General features: G+C 34.6%; 13 protein-coding genes. 5 read left to right on the top strand and 8 right to left on the bottom strand.

The genetic code is table 11. The features are described from left to right. Positions 1-198, top strand: a 198-nt coding sequence (locus F6K06_RS27470; RefSeq protein WP_287243843.1) for a hypothetical protein, incomplete at its 5' end; no start/stop codon positions are given. A gap of 263 nt (positions 199-461) precedes the next feature. On the opposite strand, the gene F6K06_RS27465 is transcribed toward F6K06_RS27470, so the two are convergent. From F6K06_RS27465 to cysS, 8 genes are all read right to left on the bottom strand, one after another. Beyond that, positions 462-656, bottom strand: coding sequence for a hypothetical protein (locus tag F6K06_RS27465; protein ID WP_287308920.1), 195 nt, complete (start codon positions 654-656; stop codon positions 462-464). A gap of 726 nt (positions 657-1,382) precedes the next feature. Next, complete coding sequence (locus F6K06_RS27460) at positions 1,383-3,269, bottom strand: tetratricopeptide repeat protein (RefSeq protein ID WP_287243842.1); 1,887 nt, start codon at positions 3,267-3,269, stop codon at positions 1,383-1,385. 496 nt (positions 3,270-3,765) lie between these two features. Beyond that, complete coding sequence (locus tag F6K06_RS27455; RefSeq protein WP_287243840.1) at positions 3,766-5,082, bottom strand: AAA family ATPase; 1,317 nt, start codon at positions 5,080-5,082, stop codon at positions 3,766-3,768. A gap of 629 nt (positions 5,083-5,711) precedes the next feature. Further along, complete coding sequence (locus tag F6K06_RS27450; protein WP_124155654.1) at positions 5,712-6,239, bottom strand: Ycf51 family protein; 528 nt, start codon at positions 6,237-6,239, stop codon at positions 5,712-5,714. A gap of 793 nt (positions 6,240-7,032) precedes the next feature. Beyond that, positions 7,033-8,091, bottom strand: coding sequence for an adenylate/guanylate cyclase domain-containing protein (locus F6K06_RS27445; RefSeq protein WP_124145807.1), 1,059 nt, complete (start codon positions 8,089-8,091; stop codon positions 7,033-7,035). After that, entirely contained in the window at positions 8,088-8,465 is a 378-nt protein-coding gene (locus F6K06_RS27440; protein ID WP_124145811.1) for a response regulator, read from the bottom strand. The genes F6K06_RS27445 and F6K06_RS27440 overlap by 4 nt, the downstream gene beginning before the upstream one ends. A gap of 1,155 nt (positions 8,466-9,620) precedes the next feature. Next, positions 9,621-10,730: an AI-2E family transporter gene (locus F6K06_RS27435; protein ID WP_287243839.1), complete on the bottom strand. Its 1,110-nt coding sequence runs from the start codon at positions 10,728-10,730 to the stop codon at positions 9,621-9,623. Positions 10,731-11,047: 317 nt separating this feature from the next. Then, positions 11,048-12,517, bottom strand: a complete 1,470-nt coding sequence (cysS, locus tag F6K06_RS27430; RefSeq protein WP_287243837.1) for a cysteine--tRNA ligase — start codon at positions 12,515-12,517, stop codon at positions 11,048-11,050. 1,453 nt (positions 12,518-13,970) lie between these two features. Between cysS and F6K06_RS27425 the strand changes: the two genes are divergently transcribed. The 4 genes from F6K06_RS27425 to F6K06_RS27410 all read left to right on the top strand — a co-directional run bounded on the left by F6K06_RS27425 (position 13,971) and on the right by F6K06_RS27410 (position 22,185). After that, positions 13,971-14,786, top strand: a complete 816-nt coding sequence (locus tag F6K06_RS27425; RefSeq protein WP_287243835.1) for a sulfotransferase — start codon at positions 13,971-13,973, stop codon at positions 14,784-14,786. Between the two features lie 988 nt (positions 14,787-15,774). Beyond that, complete coding sequence (locus F6K06_RS27420; RefSeq protein WP_287308919.1) at positions 15,775-16,284, top strand: hypothetical protein; 510 nt, start codon at positions 15,775-15,777, stop codon at positions 16,282-16,284. A gap of 1,129 nt (positions 16,285-17,413) precedes the next feature. After that, the gene (locus F6K06_RS27415; RefSeq protein WP_287243832.1) at positions 17,414-19,966 is read left to right on the top strand and encodes a M48 family metalloprotease; all 2,553 of its coding nucleotides are present in this window, start codon (positions 17,414-17,416) and stop codon (positions 19,964-19,966) included. 1,745 nt (positions 19,967-21,711) lie between these two features. After that, on the top strand, positions 21,712-22,185 hold the full coding sequence (locus tag F6K06_RS27410; protein WP_124143550.1) for an RNA-binding protein: 474 nt from the start codon (positions 21,712-21,714) through the stop codon (positions 22,183-22,185). Positions 22,186-22,241 lie beyond the last annotated feature (56 nt).

Raw genomic sequence — 22,241 nt, 5'->3', positions numbered from 1 at the left:
CGGGCAGACCGAACAGTTATTGTAGGTAATAATAACACAGGACAACTAAAGTTGTCTAGTCTAAGCGACTCGCTTGTTTTCATCCCCCGGTTAAAACACGGGGGCCTTCAACGTCGCTTTTCGGTAACGTACAATCTCACAGAAGGCGGTGGGTCATTTCAGTTATCAGTTAGCCTCCTAACTGAGGAACTGCGTTAACAGTAACTCTGCAATCAGGAGGTTTGACATCAGGAATATTCTCTTTTTTTATCCTCTTAAAAGGGGAGACTTTAGACCACAATTTTTTGGTAAAGTTTTTATAGTGCTGCGCGCAGGCAACAGGTAACAGCTCCGGAAGGCAATAGGGGGAATAAATTGCCGATAATATAAGACTTTTAGCTATTGGACACCTCCTGAAATTTGTAAATATGCCAGCGCACATTGCTATATCTGAGAATTTTCTAATAATTTTTCTGCATCTGCTAATAGTTTATTTCCCCACAGTTCTTTTTTGGGTAGTCCTGTATGGGTTTTGGTGAAGATATATATTTTTTAATTTCTCCCATACACTCTCTACCGGAGGGGGAGGGGCGAGGGGTGGGTCCCCATCTCCCTACACTCTCTCTACCATTACTATGCACCACCACCCTTTTTTGAGGCGTTGCAGGTTTCCCCAACTTTTAGTAGGTTTGGTTGAGGTATGATATTCGGAACTTATCCGCAGCACAGAATATGTAGATAGAATTTTGTGTTGAGTTGCACTGTGGTTTAATACCAACTTGATCAATATTTGCTACAAATAACTAGGTTATTTCTTAGGAGTCAACCCACCCCTCGCCCCTCCCCCTCCCAGGAGGGGAAGTTAGGAGGACCGAGTCAGAATAAATAGCTTTGATACTATTTATTAGGTAACAATTTATCTTTTTCATCCAATGGACATCTCCTATAAAGTCTTTTAATTGCTCTTATTATTCGTAACATTCTTTTCCCAAATTGGTTTAACCCAACCTACGACTACTTTTTCCTTTTTCAACAAGTAATATTGATCCCACATTCGGAACTTCAAGAGCGTATCATTAAAAGTAGTATATGAATCTGTAGCTTGGTAGGTATTTATACTATGCAAATCATCTCAATACTTTTTTCGTTCATCGATCTTCCGAGTAAAAAATTTACACATAAATACTTGCTCTGATGATGACTCAATCACGGCAGCTATAATTTTCTTCTAAAATTCTGTCTCCTGTTTTCCCCTCCTGGGAGGGGGAGGGGCGAGGGGTGGGTTGTCTCCTGACTCCTTCTTCGGTTGCTATATTTTGTGGTGCGGAATGTGGGATTGATGGTTTATTGTTGAGTTTTTGTTGCGGAATTATCTTTTGATTTTGAGTTTAATTCTCCGCCGTCTACAGGGTGTTTATAATTGGTTGGGGTTTGAGTTCCCATCCATTTTTTATTCTTGCTTCTTTCTTCTTGCTTCTTTCTTCTTCAACTGTCTGAGATAGTAATATTTTTATCTGAGGATTTTCTAATAATTTTTCTGCATCTGCTAATAGTTTATCGCTCCAATTTTCTTTTTTGAGCCGTTGCAGGTTTCCCCAATTTTTGTCTAATTTTAATGCTGTTTCTGCCATTGTTAAACCTGCTGAAATTTCACCTTTTTTATATAGGGCAACTCCTATTGCTAATTGAGGTTCTACATTTTGGTTATTTATTTCAATTGCAGTTTGCCAGTTTTTTATAGCTTCATCTATCTTTCCCATTTCATATTTAACTAAGCCAAGGTAAATAATATAATTTTCATCGTCTGGTTGAATTTCTAGAGCTTTTTCAAAAGCAGCTATTGCTTGTTGATACAGTTTTAATTGTAAAAAGGTATTACCCTTACCAGACCAAGCATAATGAAAGTCTGGTTGAATTTCTAGAGCTTTTTCAAAAGCAGCTAATGCCTGTTCATATCTTTCTAAATTTTCTAATGCAATGCCTTTATTATGCCAAGCATGATAATAGTCTGGTCGAATTTCTAGAGCTTTTTCGTAAGCAGCAACTGCCTGTTCATATCTTTCTAAATTTTCTAATGCAATGCCTTTGTTTCTCAAAGCATAATAATAGTCTGGTTGAATTTCTAGAGCTTTTTCAAAAGCAGCTAATGCCTGTTCATATTTTTCTAAATAAAACAGTGCAACGCCTTTACCATACCAAGCATAATAATAGTCTGGTTGAATTCCTAGAGCTTTTTCAAAAGCAGCTAATGCCTGTTCATATCTTTCTAAATTTCTCAGTGCATTGCCTTTACCATTCCAAGCATAATGAAAGTCTGGTTGAATTTCTAGAGCTTTTTCAAAAGCAGCTAATGCCTGTTCATATTTTTCTAAATAAAACAGTGCAACGCCTTGACCATACCAAGCATAATAATAGTCTGGTTGAATTTTTAGAGCTTTTTCGTAAGCAGCAACTGCCTGTTCATATCTTTCTAAATTTCTCAGTGCATTGCCTTTATTATTCCAAGCTTCATAATTATTGGCTTGAATTTTTAATGCTTCATCACAAGCTAATATTGCTTCTTCATTGTGCTGAAACTTTCTATCCAATAAAGCCTTGATCACCAACAAATTAGCTTTTTGTTCAACAGGAAGTCTCTGATCATCAACCAAACTTTTAATTCTCAACCATACATACTTACGCTCTTGCCTTGTAAGTTCTTTATAATCATCTAACTTTTTTGCTGAAACATCTAAAGATTCTTGTCGTAAATATTCCTCATTCATAGGAAACAGAAATAACCCAGAACGCCAATCAAAAAAATCTGGGGCACGTTTAATCAAGTAATCTAAAGCAAACCTTGGTAATAGAAACACAAAGCAAATATCAAAATCATCCCTAAATCTTTCTCGCTGCTGATTCAAATTAATCAAAACAGGAGGTACTCCCCTTCTACTAATAGAAATAATCTCATTATTATCCAAACCCCTTTCCTTCATATCCTCCTCATATTGATAGAGAGAATATTCCAAACCAGTCACAAACAAAACATCAATCTCTACTAAATTTGGCAATTCCTTTACCAGACTATAAAAATTATAAGTAGTCTTATCCAAACGCAAAACTTCTACCCTTTCTTGGGGAATATCCTGCCGAATTTTTTCAATAATTTCTGTTCCCTGTGGAGGCGAACATTCTACAAACAATAAACCAAAACCTTCAATAAACCCGACAACATTCAATAGGTCTTGATATTCCTCTGCAAAAGTTGACTGTATATCCTCTTCCAAAACAACTTTTTCTCCCTTCATTCCAGTAACTCCTTGTAGTAGTTTTCATTAACATAAAATATAGAGATTTTGGCTTAAAAGCAGAAGGCAGAAGTTTTGTAATCTACTTTTGTAAAAACCGCTATAAATTCGAGAACTTCTGTTATGAAAAATTCTTTGGTGGATAAAAATTTATGATCCCCCTAAATCCCCCTTAAAAAGGGGGACTTTGAAACTTCTCCCCTTATGAAGCAGTTCCCCTTTTTTAAGCAGTTCCGGACTTTGAAACCTTCCCCCTATAAATTCGATAAATCCTGTTATGAAAAATGCTCTGGTGGGTAAAAATTAATTTATTTGAGCATCGCATTCTTCATAAAAATGAAGTACATTTATGATCCCCCTAAATCCCCCTTGAAAAGGGGGACTTTGAAACTGCCCCCTTATTAAGCAATTCCACCTTTTTTAAGCATAAGCAGTTCCCCCCTTATTAAGGGGGGTTAGGGGGGATCTAAATCTGACTTCTGACTTCTTTAAAGCTTCATTCTAACAACTCCTTAAATTCACGAACACCTTTAATCAAAGGATGAACATCATACCAAGTTTGCTTCTCTCCCTCTTCATCCAAGAAAGTATATTCCAGCAAACAACGATTAAACAATAAATCCCGGTGTTGCTGATTATTTAATATACTTTTAGAACGAAAAACATTAACTAATATTTGCCATTCTTCTTGTTGAACCGATCTTTTATAAGGAAGTCTTGCCTCCGTAATAGCTCTTTGTACTACTTTGGCAGAAATCGGTAATTTACCCCCGGCACGTTTAATTACACTTTGCATTAATAACATTAAATCCCGGACATGACCCCCACTCATTAAACAAAATCTATCTAAAACTTCTCGACTTTCAAATACATCCGTTTCTAAAGATAAATCTGGATTAACTTTACTAACTCGTCTATCAATAATTTCCCTAATTTTAGCGACTCCCAAATCGTAAACTTTCCCCTCTGGAGTCTCCACCATAATCATTGGTAAAACCTGTGGATCGTCATATTCAATTTTGAGATTTGGCGCCTGATTAGAATAGACCATTGAAATAGGAATTGTATAAATTGTATGACAATCTAACCCCTTCAATTGAGCGCTGCGGTCTACAAAAATTTCATCATGATTGCTACGTCCGTCCGGCTGAACAATTGGTACAATTCGGTCTAAACTATCAGCAATTATTACCAGCTCCGAACCAGAACCAAGTTTCTTTTTACCATCACGAATAAAACTATTCAGAGCCTCAATTAAACTTTCAGTATAAGGATTAATTTTGTCTCTAATTTTTCTCCTTAATGTTGGTTCCGCTCTAATATTTGCTGTAAGTTTAGCGTACTGACTAATTTGTGATTGAACTGCCAAACTTTCCAAAGATATTTCCGTATTTGCTAAATCTTTTAAATCTCCCCACCGCCCTTTTAACCAATCAAGTAAAGGCTGAGGATTAGCCTGTTTCAAATGTTCTAATAAGTGTCTTGTACAAGCCAACAAAATATCAACATATTCTGTATCTTCTGGATTAATATCCTGTTCATCAGCAGCGAAATAAACAATAAAATATCCGTTATTTTCCAGATGTTCTTTCAATCGTAAAAGTTCCGTTGATTTACCTGCACCTCGATGTCCGGCATAAAGTTGATAGGTATTATTATCAGATAATTTAATATTTTCAGCTAAGTCTATAATAACATCTCCATCCCCACGAACTTCCCGACAATCAACATATACAGGACTACCAGGTTTCAAAGGTTCAAAAGGCTTAAAAGCATTGAATAATCTTTTTAATAAATCTCCCTGTTTTACCATCTGTTAAAAATCTCCTTAAATTAGCAGAAAGAAGAAGGAAGAGGGAAGAGGGAAGAAGGAAGAAAGAAGAGGGAAGAGGGAAGAGGGAAGAGGGAAGAGGGAAAAATCTTATATCAAATTCACTTTAAATATTTCACAAATAGTTTCAAACTTTAAATGTTAAATAATTTTATGAAATTACTGCATAATTAAAGTTTTGAGCTGATCAAATCTTACTTTTGACTTTTGAGTTATACCTTCCGTTAACTTCCTTGAAAGGGTATTACGTTATCTGAGTTTTAAGCTGTCTATCTGTCCTAACCTTTCCTTAGACTGTTAAGTTTTAGACAGCATTTTCCCCAACATTGATTGACAACTGTGGTTGAATAACCTTTTTAATAATTATTAGTTAGTAGTGTGTTAATTATTAATGTTTTTACTTCTCCCCGCACTCCCCTACTTTTTAACTCTCACTTTCCAAATTTTGACTCTGATATAGCAATGTGCGCTGGCATATTTACAAATTGCAGGAGGTGTCCAATAGCTAAAAGTATTATATGATAAGCTTTTTATTCCCCCTGTTGCCTGTTGCCTCTCTTGGTGCGCATTCCCTTGCGACTGGCGTCGTCGCGGGGTCGCACCGCTGTTGCCTATTGCCTGCGCGCAGCGCCATAACTTTCCAACTTTGCCAAAATTTCTGGAAATATTTTAATATCTAGATTTTCATCTTCCCGTTGAGAAAGAGAACGTTTTACTTCCCCTAAATAAAGCGGTTCTGAAACTCCCGCTTCAGGATGAATAATTGTTCTAATTCTAATAGTTAATTGACCACTTCCACCCAGGCGACCAGGAGAAAATAAATCTCCAGCAGCTTGCTTTATTGTTGCTGTTAATTCTGACTCTGTAATAGTATTAGGAACAGCTATTACCGTTTGAGTTGCGCCATTATCATAAACCAATGAATATGGAACTGCTCCCGGAATTTCTACACGAGTAAATAATCCTAAACTTAAACCAAATAAACCAGCAGTTAACACCCCCATAAAACCTGTTACTCCGACTAATCTAAATCTAAATCCCCATTTGGAAATAAAGCCAATAATTGTCAGAATAAAAAATCCAATAGTAGCAATACCAAACCATTTAGCACCAATCAGTATTTCTGTAGTTGATAACATTTTTTCTAGTTTATTTTTTGGTTGACAATTATATTTTATAGTAATTAGTCGCTAATTAGTAAGCTGCTCAATTTTTGATATAGCAATCCTATTTTATTCGTGTCAAAAATCTTACTGCTTTTTAGGGAACACTTAACTGGGAACACTTAACTGGGAATACTTAACTGGGAACAGGTAAGAGTTTCAGTTTTTTTATTTACTTTTTGATTTGTCACGACCTATTTAGGATTGCTATAGTATTTCTTAAATAGTCAGAAAGTAAAGCTTAATTTTAATTTCTGTTTCCTGTTATAGCAGAAGGAAGAAGGAAGAAAAAATAAGGAAGAAGTAAAAATCCTACGTTGTCTGAGTTTTAAGTTGTCGATCTGTCCTAACCTTTCCTTCGAATGGTATACCTAAAAGTCACAAACTACTGTCAACATTAATTGCCAATGCATAACAATTATCATGCATTAATGCTACACTCTAGATTAAACTTCAATTATTAAATAATTAATATAGCTTGAATAAACTTTTGAATAATTATTAGCTAGTGCCACTACGCGGAAGTTAAAAGCGAGTGCGTAATTCTGAGGAAACCTCAGAATGTAAGACGCATATCTGACAGTCAAAAGTTAAAACTCAAAAGTATTTATTTGTAATTGTTTTAGGATTTTGTAACTGGTCAGTTATTTCCGCCATCCTGCACTAGTAGTGTGTTAATTATTTATGTTTTTACTACTATCCATCACCCCATCTCCCCATCTCCCCATCTCCCCATCTTCCCATCTCAAGAAAATATTGTTGAACTATTTCACTCCTTTCTACCCAGAAGTATATAAGTCCTCATATTACCCTTACCCTTAATATCAATTACTCCTCGTTCCTTAAATCTGTATTTGTCAGCTAAACAATCATAAGTGGCCTGGGCAACTTGAATCACACCAGGTATACCGTGAGACTCCATCCGGTGGGCTGTATTTACTGTATCGCCCCAAAGGTCATAGGCAATTTTTTTTGTCCCAATAACTCCTGCTTCTACTGCTCCTGTATTAATACCAATACGAACTTGCAAAGACTTACCTTCTTTTGTAGAAATCTCCTGGATTTTGGTTAACATTTCAAGGGCCATATCTGCGATCGCCTCTGCATGGTCCTCTTTTGGAACTGGTAGTCCACCCACTATCATGTAGGCATCACCAATAGTTTTGATTTTCTCTAGTCCATACTTGTCCGCCAATTCATCAAAAGCAGAAAAAATACTATTGAGTAACTCTACCAGTTCGGCGGGAGATAAGTTGGCCGATATTTTGGTAAACCCTACCAAATCTGCAAATAAAACTGTTACTTCATTAAAGCTATCGGCGATAGTTTCCTCTCCCTGCTTTAAGCGTTGGGCAATTGCTTCAGGTAAAATATTTAATAGCAACCTTTCTGACTTTTGTTTTTCCTCAGCCAATTCCTTTAAATAGGCCCGTTCCTGGTCCCGAAATGTTTTCTTCTCTAAACAAGCATTAATTCTCGCCTTTAGCAGTGTAGGGTTAAAAGGCTTGGACAAATAATCTTCTGCTCCCAATTCGATACAACGGACTATACTATCAATATCGTCCACTGCTGAAATCATAATTACTGGGATATGCCGTAGTTTAGGGTCAGACTTAAGAGTTTCGAGGACTTCATAACCGTTCATTTGTGGCATCATAATATCTAGTAGTACCAAGTCAAACGGTTGGGACTGTATTATTTCTAGAGCTTGAAACCCATTAATCGCAGCAGTGACTAAATGCCTTTCTCGTTTAAGTCGTCGTACTAAAAGCTCTCGGTTGACTTGATTATCATCTACAACCAGTATCTTTCCCTGGCCATGCTTCATTTCCTTGGTTCTTTACCTGTAAGATTTTTGATCTTGTCTAATAATCTGGGAAGTTCTACTGGTTTTGTATCATAATCATTGCATCCAGCAGCAATACATTTTTCTCGGTCTCCTGCCATAGCATGGGCGGTCATTGCTATTATGGGAATATGGCTAGTTTCTGAGTTATCTTTAATTTTTTTTGCTGCTTGCCACCCATCTAAAACTGGCAAACTCATATCCATTAAAATTAAATCTGGTAATTTTGATTTAGACATCTCGACACCTTCAATTCCATCAACAGCAATAATTACCTCAAAACCTCTACGCGTTAGACGCCTAGACAACATGTCCCGGTTCATTTCATTGTCTTCAACTAAGAGAATCTTCACCATTTTTTTCCTTCTTTGTGAAATAATATCGGCATTCCACATGCCTCGAAATTTTCTTGAACAGAGTTACATTTTTTTTCTGCGGGAGAAGGATACCAAAAACTATTTATTACCCCTGATTTTCCCTAGTTAAGAGCTGTCTTGTTATCACAATATAGAACTATGCATAATTATTCAGAGAGCAAAATACTTTCTTGACCACATCCTTGTGAATCTTTGCTACTTTTATATTATATTACTTGCTATACTTAAAATTTGTGGATTGATCTTCTTGACTATCTTCATAAATATGTTTAATACTATATGGCAAACAAAATATATAGTCATTTAAGTTTAGATTGAGAAAAGCATTTCTTGCCTTGAAAGACTTTCAGCCTAAAAAGTATTTCATTTTTATTTGAAATTACTATAGTATTTCAATTATATAGCAATCCTAAATGATTTGTAAAACTTTCTTACTCTGTGTAAAAAATCTGAAAGTCTTACTCATATTTAAGGATCTACTAATTCTCAGATATTTTCTGCACAACCGCTACGAGGAGTGCTGGTATAGGAAGAGCTAAATTTATGGGTAGTCAGAAAGACTTAAGGATATTGGTTAGTATATTCCTTGAATTGAATTTTTACTCCTAAAAATTCAAAAATGATTACTTGTTTAGCACTACCAATTTATGAATTTTAAATCCCCATAGTTGATATAGCAATTCCCAAAAAGCGTGAGGTACAAAATTCGTTTGTTTTAGGTAGGGACATTGCATGCAACGTCCGTAGGTTCTAGCAGGGTCATTTCATTCTAGATTTTGACAATGAATTTATTGATTTTCAGACAGCGAAAGATAAATTTCCTCAAGCTGTAAATAATGTGGTTTCGTCAATACATAAAATGGCACAGTTTAGAATGAAACAGCCCTGAGGTTCTAGGGAGTAGGGAGTAGTAATTCGGGAAACTAAGGAATAGCGGTAGGACCCCGGGTCGGCGACAAATGTTACCAATTTTTTGGAAATATCAACTAAAGTTAAAAGTTAGCAGATTTTAGAAAGTCTGTTGATAGTTAATTTGCGCTCTTTTCAGATTGATTGTCTGAAAGAATCATCAGCTACAGCCATAATTTTTATCTATCAAACTACAACCTATTACTTAACACCTAAAAACTCAAATCAAGAAGTCACGGGTGGTGAATTATGATCGCCATTATTCGTAACTAGAGGCTGCATATTTTCTGCTTCTAATTTAGGTTTTAAATATAAATTTTCTACCAAAGCAGCACTACCAGCGAACCAAGGTGGAACAATCAAAGCGCCGATAATTCCTAATAATTGAATCCCTACTAAAACTGATAATAATTGATATAAAGGATGTACTCCAACAGAAGAACCAACCAGTAAAGGATCGAGTACATAAGTTTCCACATTTTGGATAACATAATATAAAATTATTACCCACAAAAACAACCATCCACCTTTAGCAATAGCCACAATTAAAGCCGGGATAGCACCTAAAATTGGACCAATAAAAGGTATTAAGTTTGTAACAGAAGCTATTGCTCCTAAACCTAGGGAAAAATCTTGCAATCCTAAAAATCCTAAACCAGTGGTAGTTGCGATACCTAAAATGGCAGAAACTATGATACGTCCCCTAATATAACTTCCCATTCTTTGAGTAACAGGAAAAACTTGATTTTCCAGTTTTGTATCCCAAGGTTGAGGAAAAAGTTTTACTAAACCAGTAATCAAAGTTTTGCTATCTGCTAACATATAGCCTGAAATAAATAAAGCTAATATTAAACTAACTACTCCTCCCAATACACCTTTAGTTAAACTATAAGAACGTAATAATAATTGTTGACTAGAACGAATTACCCAACTGGTGACAGATTTAGTATCAAAAAGTTGATTAATCCAATCAGGAGGACTTTGAATTAAGGAACTAATAAAATCTTCAATATTCTCCCCAATACTCTCAGAAAATAGTGGTAATTGTCGTAAAAGTGTTTCAATTTGATCGAATACTGGTGGACCAATAGTTAAAGCAACACTTATCAGTCCAGAAATCAGGGTTAAATAAACTATAATTACCCCTAACCAGCGGGGTAATTTCATTTTTTCTGCGATGTTTACTAATGGTGAAATTGATGCAGCTAAAACTACTGCAACCATCAAAAGTACAATTAGACTCCGCACTTGCCATAGCAGAATTAGTAGTAAAAAACTACTAATAATTAATACGATATTAGATAGGGAAATAGAAATCCTTTGTTCGGGTTTCATATTAATAATTTATCGAGTGAAAATTTGACATTTGTAGGGAGTAGGGAATAGGGAATAGGGAATAGGGAATAGGGAATAGGGAATTGTTGATTTCATATTTTTAATTGATTTAATTACCACTTTTGCAAGAAGTCTCATGTAAATGTGGCACAGTAGTTCAGAGTCCAAATAATGAAAGCTTCTTTAACAAAATACTCAGGACAGGAAAAACTATATTCTTTCCTACTCTCTACTCTGTATGGACGTTGCGTACAAAGTCCCTACTACTCCCTACTCCCTACCGTACTTAATAAACCACCGAATACACTGTAAATTAACTAATTTCGATGCCAGCGTGTTACACCACCAGGTTGGTCTATTAGTTGAATACCTTGGTTTTGTAGTTCATCTCTAATGCGGTCTGCTTCAGAGTAATTCTTGGCTTTTTTTGCAGCTAAACGTTGCTGAATTAAAGACTCAATTTCAGCATCACTTAAACCTCCAACTTCATCATTAATTTCTGCATTTGGTTGAAATTCTAAACCTAATACTTGTGACAACTTTACAAGAGTTATCCATTGTTTTTGTAATTTCTCTAAAGATGTTTCAGTTTGGCCTTCATGTACTAATATATTACCCTCTCGACGTAACTCCTTAGCTAATTCAAATAAAACAGCTAAAGCACCAGGAGTATTAATATCATCATCCATTGCTTTCTGAAATTTTTCAACTTGAGAAGTTAATAAATTTGTCTTTTCAGATAATACTTTTTCTGGCGTTTCCCATCCCAACTGAGAACCATATTGATAAGCAAATAATATACCTTCCTTAATCGTATTCCAACCATTTTCCGCAGAAGCGATCGCTTCAGGGGTAAAATCAATAGGTTTTCGATATTGGGCAGTCAAAACAAACATTCTTACAGCCATTGGGTCTACAGGTTTGTCTAATAAATCCCGAATCGTGGTAAAATTACCGAGGGACTTTGACATTTTTTCCCCATTAATTGTGACAAAGCCATTATGTAACCAATATTTAGCTAAAGACTTTCCAGTTACTGCTTCCGACTGGGCAACTTCATTTTCATGGTGAGGAAAAATTAAGTCCGCCCCACCACCATGAATATCAATAGTCTCTCCTAAACACTCTCGCACCATTGCAGAACATTCAATATGCCAACCTGGTCTTCCTTGTCCCCAGGGAGAATTCCATGCAGGTTCCCCCGGTTTTGCTGCTTTCCATAAGGCAAAATCAAATGGGTCTTTCTTTTTAGAGGTCTCTAAATTTTCTCCTCCAACTCTACCACTTGCCCCAGCTTGCATTTCCTCCAAGCGACGGCCCGATAACTTCCCATATTCGGTAAATTCCCGCACCTGATAATAGACATCCCCTCCCGCAGAATAGGCAAAACCTTTTTTTTCCAGGTCGTTGATTAACTGCTTAATTCCATCTATTGTCTGAGTTGCCCGAGGATATTCGTCTGCTTCTAGCACATTCAACCGTTTCATATCCTCAAAATAAGTCTCAGTGAAGCGTTCGGCCACCGACTCCATAGAAGTACCTGTTTCTCTGGCCCGATTAAGGATTTTATCATCTATATCAGTAAAATTTTGCACATATCGTACCTGATAGCCCCGCCACATTAGATATCGACGTATTATGTCCCAGGCAATATACGAACGAGCATGGCCCAAATGGCAGTAGTCGTATACTGTAACACCACAGCAGTACATTTTAACTTTGCCTGGTTCTAGGGATTCAAAATTTTCTTGGCGACGAGTTAGGGTATTGTATAGTTTCAGGGTCATAAAGTAATTTCAACAAGTTTTTTCTAATTCTAAATTATCAGGAGAATAGCTGTTTTTGATTTTGGCGTTAATTTAATTATTAATTTTTAATCTTCACAATTATTTTCATGGTAAATCTCCCTCTCAAAAGGTGTTTTTTTCAAGTATACTTAAATGTTCTGTTTTTCACCTTACTTGATGCATTGATTTGTTATTTGTAAAAATTAGATGATATGTAAGAGCTGATTTGTAAACTTAGCTAAAACTCTTACTTCATCTAACTCTCAGGAATTTAGGTGTTATTGGGATATAACTCCAAAAACCTTTGTATTGCCAGGAATTCAGCCTGTTAATATTTACTTAATAAATTAGCTCTAAATAGTTGATAATAATATTCACTCAGATTAATAATTTTGAGAATAATTAGTTTAGTTGTAGCTCGGTTTCTACTTCTGACTTACCTTGGATTGCCTAGACAATTTAAGTGCTGAGGCAAAATTAATTACCTAATTTTATTCTCTGTAATTTTTACAGCATCATATTTGGTAGTGCATCAGTAAAGTGTGGGATAAGTAATCAAGTCATTCTAGCTCCAAGGAGCGATGTAGCTATGCTAGGTTTCGATATGCATGAACATGGGCATTATGAATCAAATTTGTATTTTTTTGCACGTCCATAACAGCAGCAGAATTTCTTGTGCCAATTCATGCACATTATCGCTATTCATCCAGAAATCAACTGATAATAAGAATATGTTAATAAGACAAAAAACAATACTCAATCAAGCAAAAAAACTCCCACATTTTCTTTATGCACAACCTCATATTTTTAGCTTTAGAGTATGTGTAATTAATTTTGTATGACTACTTTAATACCTAAAATATGATGACTATGGTAATAAGCATTCAGCTATCATACCAGTTTGATATCAGGTTGCATAGAATGATGAAATTCATTAATTGCTACTATCTTTATTTACGCGTATCTGCGGTCAATTCTGCTTGAAATATTATTCTATACAGCTTCATTTCAATTTGGTATCAGCTATCAGCTATTGATGAGAGGAAGAGGTAAAAGTAATTGAAAAATTTAGAGAGAATTAAAAGTTACTGCCAAAGTATACTATAGAAGGAGTTATTTATTATTTGCTGTTTGCGTAGCATCCCGCAGGGAAGTGCTGACTACTAAGAGCTATTTGCGCAGCATTCCGCAGGAAATGCTTACCTATGGTCTAGTTTTAATTTAATAATTTCACCGCTTGAATAGAATACTTTAAAAGTCTAGCTAGTCCATAGAAATTATCATTTTCTTTGTGGGTTTAATACCCCACCGTCAACGGTCGTGTTCACGCATTACTTGGGGTGAGAATCCCCATGTAATTTTCCTCCTGTCTCCTGTCTCCTGTCTCCTGTCTCCTGTCTCCTTCTTCAACGACCTTTGACGATATTAATGTTTAGTTAAATATAATCCAAATATGATTTCACAATTTAAGTATCATCTCAGAAATCTAATTACATTAAGATACTTTAGCCCAATATTTTCTGGGAATTTATTTTTTATTTTTGGTTGTCAAAGAAGTGGTACAACCTTATTACTATCAATTCTTAATGCACATCCTCAAATTACTTGTGTAGATGAAACAGAATTTCCTAGTCCATATCCTTTTCCCTCTGCTCAAAGGCTAGCAGTTAATAAGATTAACCATCATTATTTATGTTTTAAGATGCTAGAGCATTCTCATAAACTAGATTTCTTAAAAAGATTTTATCCTAATTCAAAAATACTATGGCCGATTAGAAATCCTCATAGCACTATTTCTTCAATGCTCAATCTAGTTAATTCACAAGGGGATTGGATCGATAGATGTGCTATAAAAGAAATAGAAAGACTCAAGCCTTTTTTTGGTAAAGAGCTAGAAAATTGGCATCTATCTCAATTATCTAAAGTTGAATTAGCTGGGATTTATTGGTTATATAAAAACCAATACCCGATTTGGCTAAAGAATCATGGATTTGATGTTTTAGAGTCTAAATATGAAGATCTAATCCAAAATACAAAAGAAACATTAGCGAAAATAACTAATTTTTTGGAAATTGAATGGAGCGATGATTTACTGAATTTTTATCAAAAAAATCCTGGTAAATATTTGGCAGGAGGAACCAGGACTGACAGACCTATTAATACAACGAGAGCTAGCAATTTACAGGGAAAACTAAATGCTGAAGAAATACAGAAAATTAATGTAATTTGTCAGCCTGTAATGCAGAAATATAGCTATACAGAACTGTAAGAAAAATTTTCGATCTATAAGTGGTGTCTAATTGCCAAAATTAGTAATATTGTTTTAAGTTAATTTGTTTTGATTTTAAGTGTTTTTTAATTAGGGCTTGCTGATTAAAACTCAAAGCATTGATAGATAAAGGTTTTAGCTATTTTAGGTTGAAAAAAGTGCCAACTTTTCGGTTGCTCAAGGTCAAAAAGGAGCGCATTTTGGGCAAGAATTGGGCAGAAAATTCTAGGGACAATTCTTACTCCTACCTCCTCTATAATTCCCGTAAGTCCTGTCTCCTGTTTCCTGTCTCCTGTCTCCTGTCTTCTACCCCTACTAAAAGACTAGTGAAGCGCAAACCCTAATTAGCTTAATAAAGATATTAACTTATACAATTAGACAGTAGTAATATTGTTTGGTAAATACTTTGATTTATCGGGATATAAACGTAAGCATTCAGCTATTAGCGGTCGTCTATTACTATTGAATTTGGCCTCAATTTATCATTTTCTTTGTGGGTTTAATACCCCACCGTCTACAGGGTGTTCAAAATTACTTGGGGGAGCGTAGACGCGGAGCGGCCCTTCGTTGACTATCCCCATGTAATTTTCCTCCTGTCTCCAGTATAGCTGTCTCCTGTCTCCTTCTTCAACAATGGCTTTTACCGACTACAAGGCCATAGCTGAATACTGAATGCTTACATATAAAGCTCAAGGGAGTGTACTTTAATAGTAAAGTTTAAGGCGTTGCTTAAATGTAATGGTAAGTAGCTGAAGGTAAAATTGAAAAACTGATGTTTTGTGTTGATACTTCATCTAAAAATTATGACCACTCTGCAACATCAAGTTGAATTTGGCCTCAATTTATTAATTGCTTTTACCGACTACAAAGCAATAGCTGAATGCTGAATGCTTACATATAAACTCTAAAAAATACTGCTTGTTGAGGGCGACCCGGAAAAGTATTCACAAATGTATATTTGAATCAAATTAAATTAGGTTATAAGCTAATGACTAACTCAAATTCTGGCGTTTTTTACGTTGCTGCGGGCAAAAAATATGTTGATGAAGCTTGCGACTCTGCTAAAAGTTTAAAAAAGATTAATCCATCTATAAAAATCTCTCTAGCTTGTAATCAAGACCCTGAAGATAAAGATTTATTCGATCAAATTATTCGAGTAGATGAACAAGTAACTTGTAGAAATGAAGGATTATTATTCAAGGTCAAAAATTTATATTTTTTATCACCTTATGAAAAAACTATCTTTGCTGATACAGATACTTTTTTCGCCAGTGACTGTGAAAATGGATTTGACATCTTAGAATATTTCGATCTTGCCCTAGTTCCTGCTCCAGTTGATACTTTCTATCCAATTTTAGAATCAGGTCAAAAAGTTCCTTGTAAACCATTAAATACAGGGGTAATTCTTTTTAGAAAAAATGAAGCAAACGATCAGTTATTTAAAGAATGGATTGACCTCTATACAAGTAAGCTTTTATCTAATAGTAATTTGCGATAAAGTGACCAAACATCTTTCGCACAAGTTTTGCTCAATTCCTCTTCAAGAATGTACCCTTTGCCTAGTGAATGGAATGCTAGATTTTGTTTTATTAATGCCTTTGCTGAACCAGTTAAAATTCTCCATGGTTATTCCCGGAATATAGAAAATATAGCAATCCTAAATAGGTCGTGACAAATCAAAAAGTAAATAAAAAAACTGAAACTCTTACCTGTTCTCTGTTCCCAGTTAAGTGTTCCCTAAAAAGCAGTAAGATTTTTGACACGAATAAAATAGGATTGCTATATTGCTTATTTAATTAACTTAAATGGTAATAAACATAGAGTTTGGATTCCCCATCTGAAAAGATGTATTGTCTTTAAACCTTATACTTGGAAACATTATTTAGGTCGGTTACTGGGAAAATTGGGAATAATGAAAACAAAAAAGGCGTGAATGTTTATAATTTCTCGTCAGCAAACTTAAATAATTGAAGAAGGCAGAAGGCAGTTATGCTGAAGGCATAAGGTCTAATACCATTTATCAAAAACTTTTCAACCCGTATCTTGAGTATGGGACCTACCCCTAGCCCCTCCCAGGAGGGGAAGTAAACACAAGAATAATTAACATTTAGCTTGGCTAAAATTAGTAAAAAAAATGCTCTATTTTTTTTAATTACTTAATAACTGAAGTGTTACCTAAGTATAGCATTAATGCATGGGAATTGGTATCATTCCTTATGGATATTCTTCGACAGGTCACGCCCCTATCTTATAACCCCAAACAATTTTAAGCACCCCTCTTAACTGTGGGGTATTAAACCCACAAAAGAAAATATAAATAATTAACACATTAAGTGGTTAATAATTATCAAAAAGGTCATTCTACCTGTATTAATTACTTACTTAATAATTTTCTCACCTAAGAAAAGCATTCTTTTTTCACCCTTAGTATAAGAGGCAGTATTCCATTTATGTTAGCTTTCCTTCAGAAAGAAAATGCTTATTACTAAAAAAGAGTGAGTAGAGCCAGCAAATTTTAAGTCAAATTTCAAATTAAAGAAAGACATAAAAATAATAAATGGGTAAAGTGGTTCTACTTTTTGCAGGTGACTAATTAGTTATCCAAAATATTAATATCAAAAATTAAAATGATAGATAATACACCCTCTGCTACAGATAGTTATTTACCAGAAAAACCATCCCTAAAAGCTGGCTTACTTGCTCTTAAACAAAAAAAATATTCACAGGCGATCGCTCATCTAGAAATAATTTCTCAACAAAAACCCCTGAAGCAAAAGTTAAAAGCAAAGATGGGTTTAATAGTAGCTTATGAACGAACTCAACAAATAGATAAAGCCATTACCCTATGCCGTAATTTAACAAAAATCTCTAATGATGAAATTCAAACTTTTGCTCATCGTAACCTCAAAGAATTATTAAAGCGATATCCGCAAAAAAATCCTAAAAAATTAACTATTCCTACTCCTAAAACCCCACCATTACCTCCCCCACATCAACAACAAAATATTAAAACAGGATTTGTTCCATTTTATCCCACTTCAGAGCAAAATGCCTCGGCAAAAAATAATCAAAAACCATCTCAAAAAAATATTAATTTATCGAACATAAATAACTCTGTAAAAAATTCTAGTCAACCCTCAGATATTGTCAAACATAATCAGTCAAATCAAAATGATATAGATACAGAAAAAAATCAAAAACAACCTTTATCAACAGAAATTAATAACTCCAATTCAAAAGCCTCAAATCAACCCTATAAAAAATCAACAAATATTCCTACAGATACAGGCGATCGCTCACCAAAAATAATATGGCGTGAAGCTGGAAGAGCAAAAGGAGGTCGTCAACTTAAATCTCCTAACTTAACTCTTTTCTGGCTAGAAAAAATAGTTGTGGGTGCTAGTCTATATTGGCTAAGTCTGACTATATTAAAATTGACTTTAGATATTACTAATGATTTCCTAGTTTGGCTGCCTTATTTCCAACCGATTCAAATTTTTTACCGAGACCCAACTCGAAATTTTATAATTTTTCTGACAGTATTATTTATCTTCTCTCCCTGGTTAATTGATGGGTTATTAACCCTTGGTTATGGTCTCCAAAATTTACCAACAACAACTCTAATTAATTACAGTAAAGAAGCCAATAAACTACTCCGTAGCTTTTGTCAAAAACGAAAAATACAAAAAATTAAATTAAAGATTTTACCAATAGATGTTCCTATAGCATTCAGTTATGGATGGTTGCCTCGTTTTTTCAGAATAGTTGTTAGTCAGGGATTGTTAGATAAATTAGCAGAAGATGAAATTGCCACTATTTATGCCAGGGAAATTAGTCATGTTAAAAATGGAGATTTTTTGTTAATGTCTATAGCTACTTTGATGCTTCAAATTCCTTACACTATTTATTGGCAATTAACTTTTTGGGCAGATTGGGTATTAGATTTTGTTGAGCGCGGATTACCTGATTTTTTACCAGAATTCATCAAATCTTGTTTACCTATTTTAGTATCCGGTTTTAGAGTATTAGCTGCAATAATTTCTACTCCTAGTTATGGCTTATATTGGTTGCTAAAATTGCCGATTTTATGGTTATCTCGTCGAAGAGTCTATTATAGCGATCGCCTAGCTTGTAACTTAACAGGAAATCCTAATGGTCTGACACGAGCTATTCTTAAAATTACAATTGGAATGGCTAATGATATACAAAATCAAGGCAAAATTAGAAATTTATTAGAAAGTTTTGAACTATTAATGCCAGTAGGAATAAGTCAAGCTATTACTGTTGGTAGCATTTGTTCCCATAATAATTTTGAATCAATTTTTAACTGGGATATTGTCAACCCATATCGTCATTGGTTGGCAATTAATGATAGCCATCCTTTGCTTGGCGAGCGGTTAAAAATATTATCTTTATCTGCTAATTTTTGGCAGCTAGAGACTGAGCTGAATTTAGAAAATATTAATGCTAATGCCATTGAAAAAAATCAGTTAAGTAGGAATCAACAAGAGAAATATTTAACTACACCAAGTTTTAATTTACAGAAACTTTTACTTCAGGGAGCGCCTTTTTTCGGAATGTTAATAGGTCTACTTTTTACTGGCTTATTTTGGTTAATAGGTGGAATTTCTTCTGCTGTTGGTCTTTGGAGACTTGATTGGTTATGGGGAGATATTTCGATTTTAGTTGGCTCTTTAGCCATAGGTTTTAGTATTGGTATTTTGATTAGGATTAATCACTTTTTTCCCGATATTAAACCAGCTAAAATCCTGCAAAATCCTAATTTGCTAGAATTGCTAACCGATCCAGAAACTTTGCCATTAGATAGTCAACCAATTCAGCTCAAAGGCCAACTTCTCGGTAAGAGTGGTATAAGTAATTTGTTGGGACAAAATTTGATTCTACAAACAACAGAAGGACTGATAAAGTTACATTATTCTTCTCAATTAGGTCCTGTTGGTAACTTATGGCCTACGATCACGAATCATGGAGATCTTGTTGGTAAGTCTATAACTGTTACTGGTTGGTGGAGGCGAGGGGCTATTCCTTGGATAGATATCCATAACTTAAAAGGCGATTCTGGTAAATATCTTAATAATGGCCATCCAGTCTGGTCAACTATTGTAGCTTGTATTTTTTCTATATGGGGAGTTTATATGATATATATAGGCAGATTTTAATTATCAGATTATGTAAAGAAAGGTTGCACTATTAAACAAACAATGTTAAATTTAGCTATAAATTTAAATTTGCTTAACTAAAGTAACTTCAGGATGTAGGCTTGTATTAGTTTGTATAGATATTACGTCTATTGAAATGTATAAACTTATCCTATTTAATAGTAAGTATAGTTTTAGTAGTATATATATAATGGTTTAGTTAATCAGCAGCAAAGTTCTAAAATTCATTGTCGGCTAAAATTCTTGCATGGTAAGTGTCAATCTCCCAACATAGTAATTTCTGCCAGCTAGTTATTACGGCTGCTTTTTTTTTAATTAAGAACCTTCGCGATCTTATAAGTGGACATTGCTTAATAGTTTAGCTATTAGATTTTTCTTGACTTTCGCATACTTGCGGTATTATGTGTGATTATTCTAATTTAACTTGCCTTTTCCTTAGCTTGAGTTCTATCCTTATAATTGCCATGACAATATAACGTCATTTTTTCTCTAGCTTTTTAGCATTAGTGCTAGTGAATCTTATCTTGAACAGACAACTCCTATATAAAATATGTCAAGTATGTTTTTCTTGATTGTCACGATCAATAAATCTTGATGTATCTTTAGTCTAAGACTTTGGATTTTGGTATGTCAATCCTAATTTTAATATTAATGAAACACTCAGAAAATTCAAGCCATTCTTGATGATAATATAGAGCTTTTCTTTTAGGATAGGGCTTTAAACCGAATTTTTTGGTAAGAAAATATTGGTAGCCAAATTTTTCAAAAAATATGTAGATTATTGACTTAGGATTGTGATAAGTTTATACTAGTTAGATATAATGTCGTCTGTTAAAAAATCAAATATCTAATATGAACATTTCCGGTTTGCTTGGAAAATAAGGTAAATATTATGGTTAAGAGTTGGTCTTCAATAGTAGGGAGTATACTAAAAATAAATTTACTATAATGTACTATGTAGTAATTGAGTTGCTTGAATTTAGCAGGCTTTAAAGTTATATTTATAATTTAGGGTTATAAGCGTTTAGCAAATCAATATCAAAAAGAAGTAATTTAGCAAGACCTATAGCCTTGTTGACTGAGTGGTGACTAAAAAGTTTAAAAACAACCTGATAAAATCACATTATCTGCTAAAGTTAACCAAATTAAAAAATGGGAGATCATTTCACTTTTTATTAAGGGCTAACTACTGAAGTTAAACAATTTGGATAAATTTGGACAAATATCAATAAATCTTGACAAAAAACTGATTGTCTGCTAGGGTACACAAAAGCAAAAATCAAGCTAATTTAATTTAGATTAAGGCTTGAAACCCTGTACAAAACTCTTAAGAATAGGTAGCTTGTAAAAAGGTGATTGAGAAATCCATTAACCTTAAGTGAATGTCCGGAATATATCAAGTAGCAAAGTTTTCATAGTAGATTAATAGATTTTAGTAGGTGGAGTTCCCGCCGATTTTAAGCCTGCTCTCGAAGATAAGTTACAGACTGCGGTCAGTGGTATTCAATGTTCGCGCAGCATTGCGTCAGCAAAGCAGGAAGCTAGCTCTAAAACCCTTTTGGGTAAGTTTGGGTAAGTTGAGTAGAACGGTAAATAGTAATATTTGTCTCAGGTTTTTCGCACTTCAGAGTCAGGAGCAGTTTTTTTTTGAGCGCCCTCTTCTTTTGTTTGTGTTCAGTCAATCTCAGTCAACAAAGTTTTTGTTTTATTGTCATTAAGCAAGTCAAAGTCTGGAGGAAATTGGTATGTCAATTCGTTTGTATATAGGTAATCTACCTAAAGAAGTAATGGAACGTCAAGAACTGCAAGAAGTTTTTGCCGAAGAAGGTGATAGTGTGAGCACTAAATTGATCACAGATCGTAAAACTGGTAAGTGCCGTGGTTTTGGCTTTGTAACAGTCAAAAATGATGAACAAGCTGACCAAATTATCGAAAAGTACAATGGTTATCAGTTTAAAGAAAGTCCTTTGAAAATTGAAAAGGCTTTGCCACGCTCTAAGAATAAGGGCGAGCCAGAAAAAACTGAGGATGAGTCAAAACCAGCCAGCAGAAGCACTGGTAAGGCGAAAAAGTCTCGTCGTGAAAAGGATAAAGGAGCATCTAAGACTAACAGTAGTACTCCTAATTCTAGCGGAAATGATGCAGTTCAGCCAGACCCCCGTTGGGCAGATGCGTTAACACAGTTGAAGCAGCGTTTAGCAGCTACCAGTAATTCTTAAGAAAACAAACAAGTAAAGTAAATTAGACTATCAAGTTAAAATGATTGTAGATATAG

It is taken from the genome of Okeania sp. SIO1H4 (assembly GCF_010672695.1).
GTDB lineage: Bacteria > Cyanobacteriota > Cyanobacteriia > Cyanobacteriales > Microcoleaceae > Okeania > Okeania hirsuta.
The sequence above is the reverse complement of the archived record's forward strand: the minus strand, read 5'-3'. Positions and strand labels throughout refer to the sequence as shown.

What these genes read in the sequence shown, in the direction of transcription:
- F6K06_RS27460 (WP_287243842.1), bottom strand. Translation starts at nt 3,269, where the DNA reads ATGAAGGGAGAAAAAGTTGTTTTGGAAGAGGATATACAGTCAACTTTT.
- F6K06_RS27455 (WP_287243840.1), bottom strand. Translation starts at nt 5,082, where the DNA reads ATGGTAAAACAGGGAGATTTATTAAAAAGATTATTCAATGCTTTTAAG.
- F6K06_RS27450 (WP_124155654.1), bottom strand. Translation starts at nt 6,239, where the DNA reads ATGTTATCAACTACAGAAATACTGATTGGTGCTAAATGGTTTGGTATT.
- F6K06_RS27445 (WP_124145807.1), bottom strand. Translation starts at nt 8,091, where the DNA reads ATGAAGCATGGCCAGGGAAAGATACTGGTTGTAGATGATAATCAAGTC.
- F6K06_RS27440 (WP_124145811.1), bottom strand. Translation starts at nt 8,465, where the DNA reads ATGGTGAAGATTCTCTTAGTTGAAGACAATGAAATGAACCGGGACATG.
- F6K06_RS27435 (WP_287243839.1), bottom strand. Translation starts at nt 10,730, where the DNA reads ATGAAACCCGAACAAAGGATTTCTATTTCCCTATCTAATATCGTATTA.
- cysS (WP_287243837.1), bottom strand. Translation starts at nt 12,517, where the DNA reads ATGACCCTGAAACTATACAATACCCTAACTCGTCGCCAAGAAAATTTT.
- F6K06_RS27425 (WP_287243835.1), top strand. Translation starts at nt 13,971, where the DNA reads ATGATTTCACAATTTAAGTATCATCTCAGAAATCTAATTACATTAAGA.
- F6K06_RS27420 (WP_287308919.1), top strand. Translation starts at nt 15,775, where the DNA reads ATGACTAACTCAAATTCTGGCGTTTTTTACGTTGCTGCGGGCAAAAAA.
- F6K06_RS27415 (WP_287243832.1), top strand. Translation starts at nt 17,414, where the DNA reads ATGATAGATAATACACCCTCTGCTACAGATAGTTATTTACCAGAAAAA.
- F6K06_RS27410 (WP_124143550.1), top strand. Translation starts at nt 21,712, where the DNA reads ATGTCAATTCGTTTGTATATAGGTAATCTACCTAAAGAAGTAATGGAA.